Below are 18,385 nucleotides of genomic sequence, written 5' to 3'. Positions count from 1 at the left end.
TAGGGGACTGGTCAGGGTTTTGGGGTGCCGGGAGGCGAGGTTGGGAATGCCAAAGACCCACCCCAACTCAGGCACCGAAAAACGACCAGGAGGCAGATTCCTGATCGGGAAATTCACTACCTTGCTTGGTGCAAAGCCTGTGCCGAAAATATGAAAATTGATCTATATAACAGCGTTTTTTACCAGACTTTTGCGAGTCAATCAGCATCCCTACTGTTCAGTTTGGCTAGAACTTTAACCCTATCGAGGCCAGAACGTTACGAGTAGCTTGGGGGAAGTACCAGTTAAACGTTTGCTGCTGCCCATCAGCGCCAGGGTAGCCGTAGGTGTAGCCGTTGGTCACGTAGCGACGGTTGAGCACATTGTTGAGCAGCAGGCCCAGCTCAATTTCCTTCATGAACTGCGGCCGGATGGTATAGCGGGCCCGGAAATCCAGCACCTGGTAGGGCTTGATGCGGCGGTTTTCACTGGTGGAGTTATCGAGGTACTGGCGGCTCACGGTTTTGTAGAGCAGCGCCAGCCGCAGCCCCCGCACCGGCTGCCCCTCCAGGGTGTGCGCCGACACCACGGAGGGTGAGTAGGAAATGGTGGTCGTGCGGCCTTCGGCGGCCGTAATGGGGTTGTAGTTGGCGTCGTAGGTTACCTCGCGGAAGTCCTGGATGCGGTTGCGGCTGAGCGTGAGGGTGCTGCTGAGGCTGAGCTGGTCAGCGGCGGAGGCAAAGCCCGTTAGTTCCAAGCCGGTGCGGTAGCTGCGCGGGGCGTTGGTGCGCAGGGCTGTGCCTACGTCGTTGAGCTGGCCGGTAGCTACCAGCTGGTTACGGTACTTCATGTAGAAGTAGTTGGCTTCGAAACGCAAGGCCGTAACCGGACCGGCTAGAGCGGTAGCCGGCAGCGTAAGCCGGTAGCCGCCTTCGAAATCCTGCAGGTGCTCGGCTTTGGCGCTCTGGTCGCCGGCGGGCCGATCGGTGAAGTCGGAACGGACGGGCTCCCGCTGGCCCACGGCGTAGCTAGCGTAGAGTTGCTGCCCCGCGGCCAGGGTAAGGGTAGCACCTAGCTTGGGGTTAAAGAACAGGTAGTTGGCGCGGGTAGTAACGTCGTTCTGGTCGTCTTCTACCCCGTCAATGGTATACCGGATGCGGCGCACCTGCATATCACCGTACACCCCTAATATGGGCAGCACCTGCCAGGTAGCACGGGCGTAGGCGTTGTAGTCGGTCTTAACGGCATCGTTGAAGTAGTAACGCTGGCGGATGCTGCCGTTGGACGCGTACTGGGCCCAGATAACCTCGCCGTAGTGGTCGTTGGTGAAGCGGTTCCAGGCTCCGCCTAGAGTAGCCTGCAGCTTGCCTTCGCGGGGCTGATAGTTCAGGGCGAAAGTGCCGCCGTAGAAGTAGTTATCCAGCCACTTGCGGTCTATCAGGTTGCTGCGTTTGATGGTGGTATCGCCCAGCACCACGTTTTGCAGGCCATAGTCAACCAGCTTGCGGTTGGCGCGGTAGCTTTCGTAGTAGCCAAAGCCGCGCGTCAGGTGCAGGGCCGCGCCCAGGTTCCAGTCTTGGCCCAGGCCCTGGGAAAGGTGCAGCTGGTAGTGGTTCTGCTGGTAATTATCGGTTTGGTTGTCGTAGGTGTAGTAGCTGTAGCGGCGGCCTTCGCGCAGGGCGCGGTCGGCATCGGCGGCACTCAGCTCCCCGTTATCAATATACTGCTGCAGCAGGGTCCGGTCGCCGGTAATGGCGGGCTCGGGCACCCCGTTCCAGGCCTGGTAGGTTTTCTCGCGGCCCGAGAAGGTAATGAACTTCAGCAGCGTATTCTGGCCCTGGTAGCCGGCCGCGAGGTAGTAAGACTTCATGTCGGAGGCGCCGCGCTTCACGTAGCCATCGGAGGCGATGCGCGAGAGGCGGCCATCGACGGTGAAATGCCCGCCCAGCAGGCCCGTCCCGAAGGAAACGTTATTGCGCCAGGTGTTGAAGGAACCGTAGGTGTTCTGGGTTTCGCCGTAGGCTTCGCGGCGGTTTTCCAGGGTCGAGATGTTGAGGCTGGCCCCGAAAGCCGCCCCGCCGTTCTGGCTGGTGCCTACCCCCCGCTGCACCTGGATACTGCTGATGGACGAGGCCAGATCCGGCAGGTTCACCAGAAACGAGCCGTGCGATTCGGCATCGTTCAGGGGCACGCCGTTGATGGTCATGTTGATGCCCGTATTGCTGGTGCCCCGGATGCGGATGTCGGTGTAGCCTACCCCGGCGCCGGCGTCGGAGGTTACGACTACCGAGGGCGTCTGATCCAGCAAGTAGGGTAAATCCTGCCCGAAATTGCGCTTCTGCAGGTCCTGGCGGCCCAGGTTGGTGTAGGCGGTGGCGGTGCGGTCGTTAGCGCGGGAGGCCGTTACCAGGGCCTCACCAATGGCAACGCCCCCCGGCTGCAGGGCCGGCGTGAGGCGCTGCTCAGCCGCTTGCCCCTGGATGGGTTGCACCAGCACCTCGTAGCCCAGGTAGGTTACGCGCAGCTCGTGGGGGCCGGCGGGCACGGCGGGTAGGGTAAAGGTGCCGGCCGCAGTGGTAGCGGCGCTAGGGGTGCCATCCAGCAGGATGGTGGCGCCGGGCAGGGGCGTGCCGGTGCGTGCATCCGTAACGGTGCCGGACACGGGGCCTTGCGCCCATGCCGTACCGGACAGCGCCAGCAGCGCGGTTCCGGTGAGTAGGTTTTTTTTCAACGGTGAAAAAATGGAAAAAAATGGAACGGACCCGGTGCCAGGGGTCGGCACCTCAGGTTTTTCGTTCGCGGATCGTTTGTTCCCTTCGCCGGCATTACCCGGGCAGGTTCAATGGGTATGATCTCAGCCGCGCGCTACTGGCGTGGCACCCCTAAAACTTCTGGGCCAAAGGTACACCGGAAGTTTTGGGTTTTGCACTACCCTAGGATAATCGGGTTATAAATCGGGAACGAAACGTTGCTTTATCTCTTGACAATCAAGTAAATTAGGTGGTAACATAAGGGGGCTCATAAAATGATGACTTGGGAAAACAACCCGCCCCGCCCCGCCGTTTCTGTAGTAGCTGCTGCCCTTTTCGTGAGTCCCGTTGTTGAACTTTTGCTCTCTCCGCCATGACCATCACCAGCCTTCTTTACTTGCTCGTGGTACTTGTGTTCACCGGGCTCTTGTTGGTATTACCGCGCCGCCGCACTCGCCAGCCCCCAGCCCCCGACAACGACGATGACGGCGGCGAACCGCTCGACGACGGGCTACCCGATTTCGACTTGCCTCCCGGAATTTCCCGCCCCATCAATGACTGGGAACCCGACTACAACCGCCCCCGAGTACCCTTGGAGTTCTAGTTAGCGGGCCATACAACAACAGCCGGGCCCCGTGACGCAAGTTGGTCACGGGGCCCGGCTGTTGTAGAATCACTAGGCGGCTACAAGCTCTTGGCCATGCGCACGTAGGGAATGGTGCCGCGGTAGAAACGGTTGCCTTCAGGCTCCAGGCCAAAGGCCCGGTAGAAGTTCTCGTTCACGGCGCGGGCGTCGCACCAGATGCGCTGGGCGCCTTTCTCGCGGGCCTCTTCCAGCACGCGGCGCAGCAGCTGGGAGCCGATGCCCTGGCCCTGGCAGTCGGGGCGGGTAGCAAACTTGCGGAAACGGGCCACGTTGCCGTCAATGAACAGGGAAATAACGGAAACCAGCTTGCCGTTGCAGAAGGCCCCGTAATGGTGGCCCTGCTCGTCCTGGTTCAGCTTTACGTAGTCGATGGACTCTTGGGGCCACAGTACGGCGTGGCGGAGGGGGTAGGTATCGGCCGCCTGAATGGAGCGGATGGTAACTTCGGAGGTCATGCTTGGGTTACTCAACGGTGATGCTATAGGAGGTTGAAAACTGCTGGCCGGGTTGCAAAGTCAGAATGCCCTCTTTATCGGCCAGCTCGGGGGAGCCGGTAGTGGAGCTGGCAATACCCTGCCAGGGCTCGATGCATACGAAGGGGGCCCCGGGGCCTTTGGTCCAGAGGCCCAGGTAGGGAAACCCATCGAAGCGGACCCGCACAGCGCGGCCGGAACGGCGACTACGCAGGGTAAGGTGGGTGAAATCGAAGTGCTTGAGCACCAGCGCGTCCTGGGCAAAGAGGTGGTAGCTAAGCGGCAGCACCTGCTGATTGCGCAGCAGCGGCTCGCTCTGCCCCGTTAGCAGGCCTCCGTCCAACAGGTAGCGCGCGGCGGTGGTCGGCTGGTCGAAAACGAAGTCGTAATCCTCGAAGCTCTCCCCTGCCACCAATGGGCAGCGGAAGGCCGGGTGCGCCCCAATGCTGAAAAGCATTTCCTCCTGGCCCGGATTTTCCACTTCCCAGCCCACGGTAAGCTGAGAGCCGGCCAGCCGGTAGGTGATGCGCAGCACAAAATCGAAGGGGAAGCGCGTTTTGCTTTCCTCGGTAGCGCGCAGCTCAAAGGCAATGGCCGTGCCCGAGTGCTGCTGCACCTGAAACTCTTGGTCGCGGGCGAAACCGTGCTGGCTTAGGCTATAGCGGTTACCGTGGTGGGTGTACTCGTCCTGGGGCAAGCGCCCGACGATGGGGAAAAGCACCGGGGCGTGGCGGTTCCAGAAGGCCGGATCGGCAGGCCAGATGTACTCCAGATTCGCCAGATCTTTCCGAACAAAGCTGCTGAGCTCGGCGCCGTGGGCGTTTAGGCCCACGCGGCACTGCTCGTTTTCAAGGTAATACGTCATGCAAATACGAATCGCGGGGTACCGGTAAGGGAACGAGGTAGCACAACGAAATTTTCACAGAAAGGGTATCGTTCCGTCGGGTGGCGGGCCGGCGAGGTAGGCCGGACCCGCCCCGGCCGGTCGGGGCTGGGCCAGCAGCGCATCGACGTGGAAACAGGCCGCCTCCAGCCGCTGACTGGGGGTACCGCTGATTTCCGCAAAGTTCGAAAATTGCTCCCGGAGTTCCCGCTGGTACAGGTCGTAGAAGTACTGGCGGTGGTTGGGGTGCTCCCGCAGCGGGTCCGGTTCCCAGGGCAAATCAACGCCCAGCAACAGCACCAGGCTGTACTGCTGCACTTGCACCTGCCGCCGAATCCAGTCGGGGCAGTGGCCAAACGCGTGTTCTGACCAGATTTTTATGACTAGCAGGTCGGTGTCGCAAAAGAGTATGGGCCGGCCCAGGCGAGCGGCGGCGGCGGCAGCAGTTGCCTCAGCTTCCAGTTGGCCGCGGGCTATTTCCTCTAAATCAGCCAGGGTGTAGTTGGGCCCGCGCTCTTCCAGGTAGTGGCGGGCGTACTCGGGGGCCCACACTGTGTGGTAGTGTTCCGCCAGCAGGCGGCTGAGGGTAGTTTTTCCCGTCGATTCAGGGCCGGTAAGCGCAACTCGGAGCATGGTCAGGCCGCTTGAAGTTCGGTGGCCTGCTGCCGCTGGTAGGCGCGGCGCCACTGCAGGTAGCCGTACACGGCTAGCCCCAGGTACAGCGCGTACAGGGCGCTGGTGGGGTAGAGCTGCTTGGCCCACAGAATGGGTACGTAGATACTATCTACTACCACCCACAACCACCAGTTTTCCAGCCGCTTGCGCATGAGCAAGAACTGCGCGGCCAAACTACCGGCCGTTGTCAGGCTGTCCCAGTACGGCACGGAGTCTTGGGTGTAGTGCGCCAGGTAGTAGCCGAAGCCGGCGGTGAAAGCCGGAATGAACACGGCGCACAGCAGCCATTCGGGCCGGGTAGTGCGCGAAACGTGCAGTTCGGTGCGGCTGCGGCCGCCGTAGAGCCACTCGTACCACCCGTATATGCTCAGCCCGATGAACATGATTTGCAGCAGGCTGTCGGCGTACAGATCCTGGCGGTAGTACACCACAATGTAGAGTGCGCAGCTGAAGATGGCCACGGGAAAATTCCAGATAACCTCCCGGGCGGCCAGCCACACGCAGGCAAAGCCCGTTACCACGGCAACCCATTCCAGGGGGCTACCGCCGGCCGCGGCGGTCCAGAACTCGTACAGGGGCTCCAACACAGAAAGACAACGGAAAGAAGAGGTTACGGCGGGGCCAGGCAAGCACCCAACGGAAAAGGCCAAAGCTAACGAGCATTAAGGTAATTTTGTGGACTACCAAGCATTTTCTCTCCTTACTCTCGCTTGTTATGCTGCCCGAAATTACCCCCGAAGACCTACAGGCCCGCCTTCAGGGCGGCGAGGATGTGCAGCTGATTGATGTGCGCCAGCCCGAGGAATTTACTTACTGCCGCATTGAAGGTAGCCTGCTCATTCCGCTGGGCGAGCTGGCCAGCCGAGCCGAGGAAATTGACCCCGACCGGCCTACCGTGCTGATTTGCCACCACGGCGTGCGCTCCATGCAGGCTCTGGCCTACCTGCAGCACCGCCACGAGCTAACGAACCTGCTGAACTTGCGCGGCGGCATTCACGCCTGGAGCCTGCGGGTAGACCCAACGGTGGCCGTGTATTAACTATTCGTCGCTTAACGCCCCTGCCTGCCGTGCACTTCCCTGCCCTGCCCATCCTCGATGCCTTGCCCGAGCTGCTGCGCACCCTCGACAGCGCCAGCGTAGCCGTACTGCAAGCCCCACCCGGAGCCGGCAAAACCACCATTGTTCCCCTGGCTTTGTTGGAGGCCGCGTGGCGCGAAGGCGGGCGCATCCTGGTGCTGGAGCCGCGGCGGCTGGCCGCCCGGGCCGCCGCTACCCGCATGGCCCAGCTGCTGGGCGAGCCGGTGGGCCAGACGGTGGGCTACCGCATGCGGCTGGAAAGTAAGGTGTCGGCTAACACCCGGATTGAGGTAGTAACGGAAGTGATTCTCACGCGCCAGCTCCAGGACGACCCGGCCCTGGAAGGCGTGGCGGCGGTGCTGTTTGATGAGTTCCACGAGCGAAGCTTGCAGGCCGACCTGGGGCTGGCCCTGGCCCTGGATGCACAGAGTGTGCTGCGCCCGGATCTGCGGATTCTGGTGATGTCGGCCACCCTGGATGCCGACCGGCTGGGCTCCTGGCTGGGGGCGCCGGTAGTGCGCAGCCTGGGCCGCATGTTCCCGGTGGAAACCCACTACCTCAGCCCCCAACGTGCGGCCACCGTTTCGCGCCGCCCCCACGAAAAGCTCCAGGACCTCGCCCCCGCCATTATCCGGGAAGCCCTGCATGAGCACGCCACCGGCGACGTGCTCGTGTTTCTGCCCGGCCTGGCCGACCAGCGCCGGGTAGCCGACAAGCTGGCTTCCTTGCCCGAGCACATTGATGTGCACGTGCTGCACGGCGAGCTGCCCGCTGAGCAGCAAGACGCGGCCCTGCGCCCCGCCCCCACCGGCCGGCGCAAAGTAGTGCTGGCCACCAGCATTGCCGAAACCAGCCTGACCATTGAGGGCGTCACGATTGTGGTGGATGGCGGATACGCCCGAGTGCCCCGCTTCGAGCCGCGCACCGGCCTGACTACCCTGGGCACCGAGCCCGTAAGTCAGGCCGCCGCCGACCAACGCCGGGGCCGGGCCGGCCGCTTGAGCCCCGGCACCTGTTACCGCCTCTGGACCGAAGCCGAGTACCGGGAGCTACCCCACCACCTGGCCCCCGAAATCCTGACCGCCGACCTCAGTCCCCTGGCCCTGGAGCTGGCCCTTTGGGGTACCCGCGACGCCACGGCCCTGCGCTGGCTCGATGCTCCGCCCGCGCCGGCCCTGGCCCAAGCCCGCGAGCTGCTGGTGCGCTTGCAAGCTTTAACTCCTGAAGGCCTCCCCACGACCCACGGTCGCGCGCTGGCAGGCTTGGGGCTGGCGCCACGCCTGGCTCACTTGGTGGTTCGAGGACAGGAAACCGGGCACGGGGCTACGGCCTGCGCCCTGGCAGCCCTGCTTACTGAACGTGACATTCTGCGGCCCGCCGACGGCACATTTGGTCCCCCTGATTTACGGCTGCGCCTCGAGGCGCTGGCCACCGGGCGGGCCCCGTTGCCGGGCCTGACCCCAGATGCGGCGGCCGTGCGCCGGGTGCGGGAAGCGGCGACCGTGCTGCGCCACCGGGCCGGGGCCAAGGGCGAAATTCAGCCCGATGCGGCCGGGCTGCTGGCCGCCTTTGCCTACCCTGACCGCCTGGCCCAGCGCGAAACGCCTGAGCGGGTACGCCTGATTAGTGGGCAGCGAACCACCCTACCCGCCGAGTTTTTTGGGCAGCAAGACGTGTTTTTTGCCGTGGCCGCCCTTGATGGGGTAGCCGCTCAACCCCGGGCCAGCCTGGCCGCGCCCCTGAGCCGGGCCGAGCTGGAGCAGTATTTCGAGCCACAGATTGACACCCGCGACGAAGTCCGCTGGGACGAGGCGGCGGGCCGCGTTACGGCGCGACGGTTGCGGCGACTGGGGGCCCTGGTACTGGCTGATACCAACCTCCCCAACCCCGACCCGGAGCTGCTTACGGCGGCTTTGCTGGGCGCCATCCGGGAAGGGGGTGCGGGGCGCCTGCCCTGGAGCGAAGCCGCCGCCCAGCTGCGGGAGCGGCTGGCCTTTCTGCACCACATCCTCCCTGAAAACTGGCCCGACGTTTCGGATACAGCCTTGCTGCACAACTTGGAGGAGTGGCTAGGGCCTTACCTGACCGGAGTGAAAAGCTGGACGGAGCTAAGCCGGATTGATTTCGCGGAGGCGCTGCTGGGTTTGCTGCCCGGCGGCTGGGGCCAGCGCCAAGAGCTGGACCGGCTGGCTCCGGCCCACCTAGAAGTGCCCACCGGCTCGCGCATCCGCCTGGACTATGCCGACCCTGCCGCCCCGGTCCTGGCCGTGCGCCTGCAGGAGGTATTTGGCCTGCTGGACACGCCCACCGTGGCGGGCGGGCGCGTACCGCTGACCCTGCACCTGCTTTCCCCCGGCTACCGGCCCGCCCAGGTCACGCGCGACCTGCGCAGTTTCTGGACCAGCAGCTACTTTGAGGTGCGCAAGGAGCTGCGCGGCCGCTACCCCAAGCACTACTGGCCCGAAAACCCGCTGGAAGCCCAGGCCATTCGGGGCACGAAAAAGCAAAACGGGCTGTAGGCCAAGCGTTCCGGTGTGCCTGAAAGTGGGCTGGGCCTTGAGTCGAAGCACCCACCGCTGCGCTGCTAGCTGGCAATGCCTTATTTATCCGGGGCCCGATTAAGGGATGTGGCGCATGGGGTTGTCTTGTGGGCACGGGCCTTCGAGGCAGGTTCTTACGTAGCCACCCCTTCTTTTTATAGCATGCAGAAAAAATTTACCCTGGCTTCCCTGAGCGCCCTGGCTTGTTTATCGGCCCATGTGGGCGTGGCCCAGGATACGGCCAGTTGGCGGGTGTACCTGGAGGCCGGTCCTAAAATCACGCAGTTCCGCGCCATGTCGTACTCCGGCACGGAAGAAAGCCTGCCCCAGGTGCGGGATACCTACTCCGGTTTTGCCGATGTAAAAGCGTTTAAGCCGCTTTCCAACCGGGTAGTGCTGTCGGGCACCGTAGGCGTGGATATGCAGCTACTGAATTTCAAGACCGGCTACACCGAAAGCTTTCCCGCCCCCGGCATTACCAGCTACTCCCGGGAGCATATCAGCCGCCTACTCACCCGGGCCCGCCTCGACTGGGGTATTCACTACCAGTTCAACCTGGGCGAGTCGGGCCACCTGATGCCGGGCGTTTCCTTCGGCCAGATGATCAACCTCAGCAAAAAAGGCTACAGCTACAGCTTTATCCAGCCCGGCCTCTATTACACCACCGACCGGCTGCTGCTGTCCTTTACTGCCTCCGACACGCCCTACAACGTCCTGATTCCGGAAGCCTCTAAGTTCGAGAGCACCTACCGGGGTAGGGCCATCAGCAGCGAATCGGAGTTCCGGGTGCGGGAGCTGCAGCTCAGCGTGGGGGCCAAGTTCTAACCGACTCCTACCCGTCTGCCTACTACGAAAAAGCCGGTTACCCTGGGGTAACCGGCTTTTTCGTACTTAAACTATAACTGAGCTTCTACTCGCCGGCCGGGAAATCAGCGGATTCGCCTAGGTCGGCAACCTGTTCCAGCTCTTTCACCAGGCTCGTGAATTTGTCGCGGGCCCCTTTGACGGCGGCTTTGCCCAGGGGCAAGTGCAGGGGCGGGTTTTCCTGGCGTACGAGGTCGAACATGATACGGGCGGCGCGCTGGGGGTCGCCGGGCTGGCGGCCGCTGTAGCTCTGAATGCCTTTCAGGTTCTCGCCTACCGTGGCGCGGTAGTCCTCAATGGCCGTGTCCACGAAGGAGGCGGAGCGGCCGGCCCAGTCGGTACGGAAGCCGCTGGGCTCGATGTTGGTGACGTGAATACCCAACGGGCCGACCTGCTGGGCCAGGCTTTCGCCCAGGGCTTCGAGGGCAAACTTGCTGGCGTTGTAGACGCCTACCCCCGGAAAGGTTTTCAACCCGCCAATGCTGGTGATGTTGAGGATATGGCCGCTTTTCCGCTCGCGCAGATGGGGTAGCACGGCCCGCAGCACCCGCAGGGGCCCGAATACGTTAACCTCAAACTGCCGCTGTACCTCGGCATCGTCAATTTCTTCGATGCTGCCCAGCGAGCCGTAGCCCGCATTGTTTACCACCACATCAAGCTGGCCGAAGTGCTGAATAGCGGCCTGCACGGCCTGCTGCACCTGCGGCTCGTTTACCACGTCGCAGACGAAGCCACGGCCATTTTCGCCGGCTTTTTGGGTGAATTCATCGGCCTGCTCCTGCTGGCGGAAGGTAGCGGCTACGTTGTCGCCCTGGCTGAGGCAGTATTCAGCCAGCTCTTTGCCGAAACCGGTGCTGACGCCGGTAATAAACCAGGTTTTGGGGGTTGCCATGGATGGAGGGGAAAGGTGAAGGATGCCCGCCCCGAAACAAGGCGGCTGGCAGCAGTAACCGGGAAAGGGGCCGTGGGGTTTTGCGGGGGTCCGTTATTGCCCGGCTGGCGTTGCGCCGGAAACGGAACTTAACAGAACGGCAACAGGAAAAGAGCGGGTAAAAACCGGAAACTCAATTATTCGCCGTAATTTTACCCGGCAATAAGCGGAACCTAACCTTCTTGTTGCCATGGCCGACTACGCTGCCAAAATTGCCTTCGAGGCGCTTACCTACGACGACGTCCTGCTCCTGCCCGGGTATTCCGAAACCCTGCCCCGCGACGCCGACCCCAGCTCCCAGCTTACCCGCAACATCCGCCTGAAACTGCCGTTCGTTTCGGCGGCCATGGACACCGTGACTGAAGCCGAAATGGCCATTGCTATGGCCCAGGAAGGTGGTATCGGCATGATTCACAAGAACATGAGCATCAAGGCCCAGGCCGAGCTGGTGCGCCGTGTGAAGCGTTCCGAGAGCGGCATGATCCTGGACCCGTTCACGCTGCAGGAAACGGCTACCCTGGCCGACGCCAAGCAGCTGATGCGCCACAACAACATCGGGGGCATTCCGATTGTGGACGACCAGCGGCGGCTGAAGGGCATCCTGACCAACCGCGACCTGCGCTTCGAGAAAGACATGACCCGCTCGGTTTCCGAGGTTATGACCCGCGACAACCTGGTAACGGCCAACGCTGGCACCGACCAGGCCCTGGCTGAGGACATTCTGCAGGACTCGAAAGTAGAAAAGCTGCCGGTGGTAGATACCGAAGGTCGTCTGGTGGGTCTTATTACCTATAAAGACATCCGGAAGCGCCGCCGCACGCCCAATGCCTGCAAGGACGAGTTCGGCCGCCTGCGCGTGGGCGCGGCCGTGGGCGTGACGCCAGATCTGCTGGACCGCATTGCCGCCCTCGTAGAAGCCGGCGTGGACGTGGTAAGCGTGGATACGGCCCACGGCCACAGCAAGGGCGTACTGGATGCCGTGCGCAAGATCAAGCAGCAATTTCCGAAGCTAGAGGTTATTGCCGGCAACGTGGCTACCGCCGAAGGAGCCCGCGCCTTGGCCGACGCCGGCGCCGACGCCGTGAAGGTAGGCGTGGGACCCGGCTCCATTTGCACCACCCGCATTATTGCCGGCATTGGCGTACCCCAGCTCTCAGCCGTGCTGGAAGCGGCCCGCGGCCTGGAAGGCACCGGCGTTCCGCTCATTGCCGACGGGGGCATTAAGTACTCCGGCGACGTAGTAAAGGCCCTGGCCGCCGGGGCCGGCACCATCATGATTGGCTCTCTGCTGGCCGGCACCGAGGAAGCTCCCGGCGAGGTAACCTTGTTCGAAGGCCGCAAATACAAGAGCTACCGCGGCATGGGCTCAGTAGAAGCCATGGAAGAAGGCTCCAAGGACCGGTACTTTCAGGATGCCGAGGACGACGTGAAAAAGCTGGTGCCCGAAGGCATTGTAGGCCGGGTACCGTACAAAGGCCTGGCGGCCGAAGTACTGTACCAGCTGGCCGGTGGCCTGCGCGCTGGCATGGGCTACTGCGGTGCTGCCACCATTGAAGCCTTGCAAACCGCCCGCTTCGTGCGCATTACCGGGGCCGGCCTGCGCGAGTCGCACCCCCACGACGTGCAGATCACCCGCGAGGCACCCAACTACAGCAGCCGGTAGGTTTTTCCAGTGCCAATACCTTTAGAATAGTGCAAAAAAAGCCGACCACTACCAGAAGGTCGGCTTTTTTTGCGCTTTCACGTATGAGGCCCCATCGGTCAAATACTGCGGGCACGCGTATCTTTTCGTGCGCACCGCGTATCTTGGGCATCCATTTGTCGTCCTCTCCGGCCTCTGAATACCAGTACTCCCATTTACATGTCGTTTGCCCGGAAGCTGAACTCTCTTCTGCTACCCTTTTCTATTCTGAGCTGGCTAGGGCTATTAGCTTGCGCGCTGCTGTACGCGCATCCGACCTTGTTTGGGCAGGCAGTGGCGCTACCGGGTTGGCTACTGCTGCTGCTGCAAGCCATTTTCACGACTGCCGTTTTCCTGCAGGAGCGGGTAGTATCGGACCGGCTGCGGGGCCTTGACTTTATTGGCTTATTGCGCCGCTTGGTGCTGGGCCCGGGCCTGCTGGCTACGGCCTGCGTGGGCTTGCACTTGCTGCAGCAGCTTATTCGCCAGAACCTGGCCAACACTAGCTCCCTGGCCTTTACGGCCATATATACCGTGAACGTGGGGCTGTTCGTGGTACTGCTGGCCCGCACCACTTACGTGTGGCGCTCCTTGGTGCTGTTCCGCTCCTCGGCCCGGCTTCGGAAGCTCTGGAACTGGTTTGAAGTGTTGCTGGGAGTTACGCTGCTGCTGCGGCTTTTCACCTGGTCGCCACCCTTCGGGCTGGGTACTGCCCTGCTGGGCGTGCTGGCCGCGTTTGGCGCCTACATCAGTAGCCATCAGAAGTGGGTAGCCTACCTCAGCCGCCGCCAGAAGCTGGAAGCTGTGCTGCTGCAGCTAGCCGTCATTCTGAGCATGGCCGTGTTTGTGTTTTACTTTCTGCATACTTCACAGGGGCCGCAGCTACTGGCACCCGGCACCCAGCACGACTTTCTGATTCTCAATGCCTTTTCGGCCAGCTTTTTTGCCATTATGGGCTTGCTGGTTACGTTTTTCAACCTGCCCACGGCGGGAGTTTTTGAGCAGAAGCGGGAAGAAATCCTGAGTCTGCAGCGTCTTACCCAGCTTATTCAGCGCGGGCAGAACGCGGAGGAAGTGTACCGCATGTTCTTCGATTCGGCCATTCAGACGGTGGAGGCCGATGCCGCGTGGCTGGAGCTGGATAGCACCGAGGACGAGTACGTGGGCCAGCACTACCACATTGCCCCCGAGCAGGCCCTGGCCATTCGCCACCTGCTCACCGACTACAACCTGGGCCACATCGAGTACCTCAACAATGACCTGCCCAATAGTAGCGGCTTCCGGAATCTGGAGCTGCCCTTCGGTTCCCTTATTGTGATGCCCCTGCGCTCCAGCAAGCGGCAGTACGGCTCCTTGTACATGCTGAAGTCCTCTACCCAGGGCTTCGACCGGGAAAACCAGAGCATTCTGCAAACCTTCGCCAGCCAAACCGTGCTCAGCATCGAGAACCTGCAGCTGGTGCAGGCTTCCCTGGATACCCAACGGGTGCAGGACGAGCTGAAGATTGCCTCAGCCGTGCAGGACAGCCTGATTCCGAAGAATCTGCCGATTGACAACTGGTTTGAAATCAGCTCCCACGCCCTGGCCGCCACGGAAGTAGGCGGCGACTTCTATGACTTTCTGCACTTGCCCGGGCGGCGCCTGGCCGTGCTCATCGGCGACGTATCCGGTAAAGGCGTAACGGCAGCCTTCCACGTGGCCCAGATGAAAGGGATTTTCCACGCCCTGATGCAGGAAAACCCCTTGGCCCGCAATGAGCGGGAAAAATTCCCAGTGCCGAGCAAGTTCATGGCGCAAGCCAACAACGCCCTGGCCCGCTGCCTGGAAAAGGCGGCCTTCATTACGGCGTCGCTCTACATCATTGATTATGAGCACGGCGGCTTTGTATTCGCGCGGGCCGGGCACTGCCATACGCTGTACTATCATTCCATTAAAGAAGAAGTTTCCTACTTCCGCACGGCGGGGCTGGGCCTGGGTATTATCCGCCACGATGGGTATGAGAAGTACATCAAAAACCAGTTTTACGACTATAACCCCGGCGACGTAATGGTGATTTACACCGACGGGATTGTGGAAGCCCGGGGTGCCGACCAGGAGGAGTACGGGGAAGAGCGCCTGCAGCAGATGCTGGAGCGCACCTACTACCTGGATGCCGACCAGATTAAGGAGCAGATTCTGGCTGACCTGAACGAGTTCAGCCGGGGTCAGCCCATGCACGATGACCAGACTTTACTGGTCATTAAGTTCAAAGCGTCCCAACCCGAACCTAGCCTTTAACGTAGCACGGAGGTATGAAAATAACTCAACAATCAACCGAAAATACTCTTACCCTGAGCCTGGATGGGGAGCTGGATGCCAGCTCGTCCGTAGTTCTTGATACTGAGCTTAATAAGGCTGAGATTCTTGACAACCAGAAAGTACTGATTGACTGCCGGCGGCTGAACTACATTTCTTCGGCCGGCTTAGGGGTATTCATTTCGCATTTGCAGCGCTTTCAGGATGCGGGCGTGAAGCTGGTTTTTTTCAACATGCAAGAGAAAGTGCACAACGTTTTTGAGATTTTGGGACTTGACTCGCTGATGACGATTGTACCGTCGGAGGCAGAAGCTACTGCTATTTAGTCGCTCATCTGAGCAATCGAGGGGAATGGAACACGCAATCCGAATCAGCTGCACACGCCGCAACCTTAAGGTGGTGCGTGATTTCGTGAGCGACTTTTTACTACGTTACCATCTCTCTGACTTGCTGGTCAACCAGATCATTCTAGCCGTGGATGAGGTAGTAGCCAACCTGATTATTCACGGCAACGGTGAGGACGAGTCGCAGTTTTTGGACGTACGCGTTGCGGTAGTAAATAAAGAGTTTGGCATCGAAATCGAGGACACAAATCTAACGTCGTACTCGCCCGCCAGTTACCACGAGCCCGATTTACAGGAGTACGTGCGCATCGGCAAAAAAGGCGGGGTAGGCATGATGCTGGTTAACCGCATCATGGACCGGGTAGAGTTCACGACCCACGCCGGCCACAATCTGTGCCGGCTGTATAAGAAACTTGGCTAGCTGCTCGTTAGCGTCTGGTAATCAGAAAAGCACTCCGTGCGCGGGGTGCTTTTTTTATGGCCCGTCCGGGGGCTAGGGTTCGGCTAGATTCCGCTCCGGCTACGCGAAAAAATCCGTAAAATTGCAACAGTAGCTTTTCCCTACCCGGGCCATTCCCGGCCGGATTACCCGCTTTGCCGATTCCTTATTCTCTGTATGCATAAACGCATTTTGTTTGCCAGCACCGCTGCGGCCGCTCTCCTCCTGGCCGGGTGCCAGGCCTCCAAACCAACTACTGCGGCCAAGTCGCCGACCCTGGAAACACTGGGCAACACGGAAGTTCCCGCTTCGGAATTTGCCTACGTCTACCGCAAAAACAACAGCTCGGCTCCGGAGTACGGCACCAAAGCCAGCGTACAGGAATACCTCGACCTCTACACCAACTTTAAACTGAAAGTGCTGGCCGCCGAGCAGAAAGGCCTGGACACTACTCAGGCGTTTAAGCGGGAGCTGGAGGGCTACAAGCAGCAGCTGGCCCAGCCCTACCTCACGGAAAAAAGCGTAACTGACAAGCTGGTGCGCGAGGCCTACGACCGCCTCAGCAAGGAAGTAAACGCCGCCCACATTCTGGTGCGCGTGCAGCCCGACGCCGCCCCCAAGGACACGCTGGCGGCCTACCAGAAAATTACGGCCCTGCGCCAGCGCGTGACCGGCGGCGAAGACTTCGGCAAGGTAGCGCGCGAAACCTCCGAAGACCCTTCGGCCCGCGAGAACGGGGGCAAGCTCGGCTACTTTACGGCCATGCAAATGGTGTATCCGTTTGAGTCGGTGGCCTACGCTACACCCGCCGGCCAGGTGTCGCAGCCAGTGCGCACGCGCTTTGGCTACCACATCATTAAGGTACATGACGTGCGCCCGGCCCAGGGCGAAATCAAGGTGGCTCACCTGATGATTCGGGCTACCCCGGGCATGCCCGCCGCTGATTCGGCTACGGCTCGTAAGAAGGTGGATGAGCTGTACAACCGCTTGGCGCGCCGGGGCGAAAACTGGGAAAAGCTGGTGGGGCAGTTCTCGGAAGATGCCGGCTCGGCCGCCAATGGCGGGGAGTTGCCGCCCTTCGGGACGGGCCGCATGATTCCGAGCTTTGAGGAGGTAGCCTTTAAGCTGCAGAAGCCCGGCGACATTTCCCAGCCCGTGCAAACGCCCTACGGCTGGCACATCATCAAGCTGATTGAAAAGCAGCCCGTGCCGTCCTTTGAGGCTATGGAGCCCACGCTGAAAAGCAAGGTTGCCAAGGACTCTCGCTCGGAACTGAACCGCACGGCCTTCCTGAAGCGCGTGCGCACGGAAAACAACTTCACCGAAAATCAGGCCGGCAAAGACTACGCCTTCGCTAAGGCCGATACCGCCCTGGTAGCGGGCCGCTTCCAGTACACTGCCCCGGCCCCTACCCCCGCCAAGGGCAAAAAGACCGTCGGCGATGCCCAGACGCTGTTCACCATCGGTGGCAAGCCCTACCTGGTATCGGACTTCCTGACGTATGCCCAGCAAAACCAGAAGCCGCGCGCCGGGGCCGATGCCCGCTTTGCCATGCAGCAGCTTTATGACCAGTACGTGGACCAGAGCCTGACCGAGTACGAAAAGGCCAATCTGGAAACCAAGTACGAGGACTACCGCATGCTGGTGAAGGAGTACCGCGACGGTATTCTGCTGTTCCAGCTCATGGACGAGAAAGTGTGGAGCAAGGCCATTGAGGACACTGTAGGGCTGCAGAAGTTCTTCACGGAAAACCAGGCCAAGTATCAGTGGGAACCCCGGGTGCAGGCTACCGTCATCAGCGCGGCCAGCCCGGAGCTGCTGGCCAAAGCCCAGCAGTACCAGAAAACAGGCCGTTATCAGCTGAAAAACGCACTGCCGGCCCCGGTTGCCTTCCGCGCCAACTCGGCGGAGTTGCCGGTAGTTGTACCCGCCCTGGACGACGTAGCGGCTCGAATTACTGCTGACCCGACGCTGAGCGTGAACGTAGTAGGCCGGGTGAAGCGTGGCGAAACGGCTGCCTTAGCTCGCCGCCGCGCCGACCGGGTAGCAGCTTACCTGCGGGGCAAAGGTGTAACGGCCGAGCGCCTGCGCACTACGGCCGAAAGCAAGCCCGCTGCCGCTCAGGTGGCCTTTGAACTGACGACAACTAACCCCGCAGCGCTGGAGGAGATGATGAACTCCCAAAACCCGCTAGCCGTGCAGGTGCAGCAGCGCAGCTTCCAGAAGGGCGACAACAAGGCGGTAGACCAATTCCTGACCAGCGCCCCCGGCACCTACACCACCCAGCAGGACGGCCGCTACTACGCCATCATGGTGGAGAAGCAACTGCCGGCCGGACCCAAAACCCTGGCTGAAGCCCGCGGCCAGGCCACTTCCGACTACCAGAACTACCTGGAGAAAGAGTGGCTCAACCAGCTTCGTGCCCAGTACCCTGTGAAGGTTAACCAAGCCGAAGTAGACAAACTGGTTACCAAATAAGGCCTACCGCCCGCCAAGAAGTCATCCTGAATCGAGCCGAGGACTTTCCCGCATCGGAACGAGTATCGTAGCAACGGCTCGTTCTAACGTGAGAAGGTCCTCGGCTCGATTCAGGATGACGTTTTTTAGGCACTTAAGCTAAGGGCACTGCCCCTTATGCAACCTCCGCAGCCAAAGCCCGCTCTCTGGGTTGTGGCCGCACGAAAAGGGCCTACGCGTTGTTTTTGCCGGAGAAAGGATTTATGATGAAATTTACGGGCGGCTTTTGGCGTTTTGCCTGCTGTCTGGCCTTTGAGTGCGTTAGGTTACGCCCGGGGCATTACGGAACT

The 18,385-nt window shown here is 61.2% G+C and carries 15 protein-coding genes and 1 riboswitch; of the genes, 9 read left to right on the top strand and 6 right to left on the bottom strand.

Features of this window, described 5'->3' with window-relative positions; all coding sequences use genetic code 11:
* Positions 1 to 226: 226 nt before the first annotated feature.
* Positions 227 to 2,710 carry a TonB-dependent receptor gene (locus IEW18_RS02055; RefSeq protein WP_188556139.1) on the bottom strand — a complete coding sequence of 828 codons (2,484 nt, stop codon included), beginning with the start codon at positions 2,708 to 2,710 and terminating at the stop codon, positions 227 to 229.
* A gap of 62 nt (positions 2,711 to 2,772) precedes the next feature.
* A riboswitch (TPP riboswitch) is annotated at positions 2,773 to 2,873 on the bottom strand.
* A gap of 229 nt (positions 2,874 to 3,102) precedes the next feature.
* On the opposite strand from IEW18_RS02055, the gene IEW18_RS02050 reads away from it, so the two are divergent.
* Positions 3,103 to 3,333, top strand: coding sequence for a hypothetical protein (locus IEW18_RS02050; protein WP_188556138.1), 231 nt, complete (start codon positions 3,103 to 3,105; stop codon positions 3,331 to 3,333).
* A gap of 80 nt (positions 3,334 to 3,413) precedes the next feature.
* Here the strand turns inward: IEW18_RS02050 and IEW18_RS02045 are convergent, their stop codons facing one another.
* The 4 genes from IEW18_RS02045 to pnuC are packed head-to-tail and all read right to left on the bottom strand — an operon-like array spanning position 3,414 to position 5,993.
* The gene (locus tag IEW18_RS02045) at positions 3,414 to 3,830 is read right to left on the bottom strand and encodes a GNAT family N-acetyltransferase (protein ID WP_188556137.1); all 417 of its coding nucleotides are present in this window, start codon (positions 3,828 to 3,830) and stop codon (positions 3,414 to 3,416) included.
* Positions 3,831 to 3,837: 7 nt separating this feature from the next.
* A complete protein-coding gene (locus IEW18_RS02040) occupies positions 3,838 to 4,713 on the bottom strand; it encodes an aldose 1-epimerase family protein (protein WP_188556136.1) in 876 nt (291 codons plus the stop codon).
* A gap of 54 nt (positions 4,714 to 4,767) precedes the next feature.
* Positions 4,768 to 5,364, bottom strand: coding sequence for an AAA family ATPase (locus IEW18_RS02035; protein ID WP_188556135.1), 597 nt, complete (start codon positions 5,362 to 5,364; stop codon positions 4,768 to 4,770).
* 2 nt (positions 5,365 to 5,366) lie between these two features.
* Entirely contained in the window at positions 5,367 to 5,993 is a 627-nt protein-coding gene (gene pnuC / locus IEW18_RS02030) for a nicotinamide riboside transporter PnuC (RefSeq protein ID WP_188556134.1), read from the bottom strand.
* Between the two features lie 128 nt (positions 5,994 to 6,121).
* On the opposite strand from pnuC, the gene IEW18_RS02025 reads away from it, so the two are divergent.
* The 3 genes from IEW18_RS02025 (at position 6,122) to IEW18_RS02015 (ending at position 9,849) form a co-directional block, all read left to right on the top strand.
* Positions 6,122 to 6,445 carry a rhodanese-like domain-containing protein gene (locus IEW18_RS02025; protein ID WP_188556133.1) on the top strand — a complete coding sequence of 108 codons (324 nt, stop codon included), beginning with the start codon at positions 6,122 to 6,124 and terminating at the stop codon, positions 6,443 to 6,445.
* A 29-nt stretch (positions 6,446 to 6,474) separates the two neighbouring features.
* Positions 6,475 to 9,003, top strand: coding sequence for an ATP-dependent helicase HrpB (hrpB, locus tag IEW18_RS02020; protein ID WP_188556132.1), 2,529 nt, complete (start codon positions 6,475 to 6,477; stop codon positions 9,001 to 9,003).
* Between the two features lie 183 nt (positions 9,004 to 9,186).
* Positions 9,187 to 9,849, top strand: a complete 663-nt coding sequence (locus IEW18_RS02015) for a hypothetical protein (protein WP_188556131.1) — start codon at positions 9,187 to 9,189, stop codon at positions 9,847 to 9,849.
* Positions 9,850 to 9,934: 85 nt separating this feature from the next.
* On the opposite strand, the gene IEW18_RS02010 is transcribed toward IEW18_RS02015, so the two are convergent.
* The gene (locus IEW18_RS02010) at positions 9,935 to 10,780 is read right to left on the bottom strand and encodes an oxidoreductase (protein ID WP_188556130.1); all 846 of its coding nucleotides are present in this window, start codon (positions 10,778 to 10,780) and stop codon (positions 9,935 to 9,937) included.
* A 229-nt stretch (positions 10,781 to 11,009) separates the two neighbouring features.
* Here IEW18_RS02010 and guaB point away from each other — a divergent pair, with 229 nt between their 5' ends.
* From guaB to IEW18_RS01985, 5 genes are all read left to right on the top strand, one after another.
* Entirely contained in the window at positions 11,010 to 12,482 is a 1,473-nt protein-coding gene (guaB, locus tag IEW18_RS02005; protein WP_188556129.1) for an IMP dehydrogenase, read from the top strand.
* Positions 12,483 to 12,680: 198 nt separating this feature from the next.
* Positions 12,681 to 14,777, top strand: a complete 2,097-nt coding sequence (locus IEW18_RS02000) for a PP2C family protein-serine/threonine phosphatase (RefSeq protein WP_188556128.1) — start codon at positions 12,681 to 12,683, stop codon at positions 14,775 to 14,777.
* A gap of 14 nt (positions 14,778 to 14,791) precedes the next feature.
* A complete protein-coding gene (locus tag IEW18_RS01995) occupies positions 14,792 to 15,121 on the top strand; it encodes an STAS domain-containing protein (RefSeq protein ID WP_188556127.1) in 330 nt (109 codons plus the stop codon).
* Between the two features lie 25 nt (positions 15,122 to 15,146).
* A complete protein-coding gene (locus IEW18_RS01990; protein WP_188556126.1) occupies positions 15,147 to 15,560 on the top strand; it encodes an ATP-binding protein in 414 nt (137 codons plus the stop codon).
* Between the two features lie 195 nt (positions 15,561 to 15,755).
* Positions 15,756 to 18,056, top strand: a complete 2,301-nt coding sequence (locus tag IEW18_RS01985) for a peptidylprolyl isomerase (RefSeq protein ID WP_188556125.1) — start codon at positions 15,756 to 15,758, stop codon at positions 18,054 to 18,056.
* Positions 18,057 to 18,385: the final 329 nt, after the last annotated feature.

Origin of the sequence: Hymenobacter glacieicola (genome assembly GCF_014640315.1) — a bacterium.
Taxonomy (GTDB): domain Bacteria; phylum Bacteroidota; class Bacteroidia; order Cytophagales; family Hymenobacteraceae; genus Hymenobacter; species Hymenobacter glacieicola.
This window is presented reverse-complemented; position numbering and strand designations above follow the sequence as displayed.

Bases quoted from the DNA above. Each gene is read 5' to 3' on its own strand.
- IEW18_RS02050 (WP_188556138.1), top strand. From the start codon at position 3,103: ATGACCATCACCAGCCTTCTTTACTTGCTCGTGGTACTTGTGTTCACC.
- IEW18_RS02010 (WP_188556130.1), bottom strand. From the start codon at position 10,780: ATGGCAACCCCCAAAACCTGGTTTATTACCGGCGTCAGCACCGGTTTC.
- IEW18_RS01995 (WP_188556127.1), top strand. From the start codon at position 14,792: ATGAAAATAACTCAACAATCAACCGAAAATACTCTTACCCTGAGCCTG.
- IEW18_RS01985 (WP_188556125.1), top strand. From the start codon at position 15,756: ATGCATAAACGCATTTTGTTTGCCAGCACCGCTGCGGCCGCTCTCCTC.
- guaB (WP_188556129.1), top strand. From the start codon at position 11,010: ATGGCCGACTACGCTGCCAAAATTGCCTTCGAGGCGCTTACCTACGAC.
- IEW18_RS02015 (WP_188556131.1), top strand. From the start codon at position 9,187: ATGCAGAAAAAATTTACCCTGGCTTCCCTGAGCGCCCTGGCTTGTTTA.
- IEW18_RS02040 (WP_188556136.1), bottom strand. From the start codon at position 4,713: ATGACGTATTACCTTGAAAACGAGCAGTGCCGCGTGGGCCTAAACGCC.
- IEW18_RS02025 (WP_188556133.1), top strand. From the start codon at position 6,122: ATGCTGCCCGAAATTACCCCCGAAGACCTACAGGCCCGCCTTCAGGGC.
- IEW18_RS02000 (WP_188556128.1), top strand. From the start codon at position 12,681: ATGTCGTTTGCCCGGAAGCTGAACTCTCTTCTGCTACCCTTTTCTATT.
- IEW18_RS02035 (WP_188556135.1), bottom strand. From the start codon at position 5,364: ATGCTCCGAGTTGCGCTTACCGGCCCTGAATCGACGGGAAAAACTACC.
- IEW18_RS01990 (WP_188556126.1), top strand. From the start codon at position 15,147: ATGGAACACGCAATCCGAATCAGCTGCACACGCCGCAACCTTAAGGTG.
- IEW18_RS02045 (WP_188556137.1), bottom strand. From the start codon at position 3,830: ATGACCTCCGAAGTTACCATCCGCTCCATTCAGGCGGCCGATACCTAC.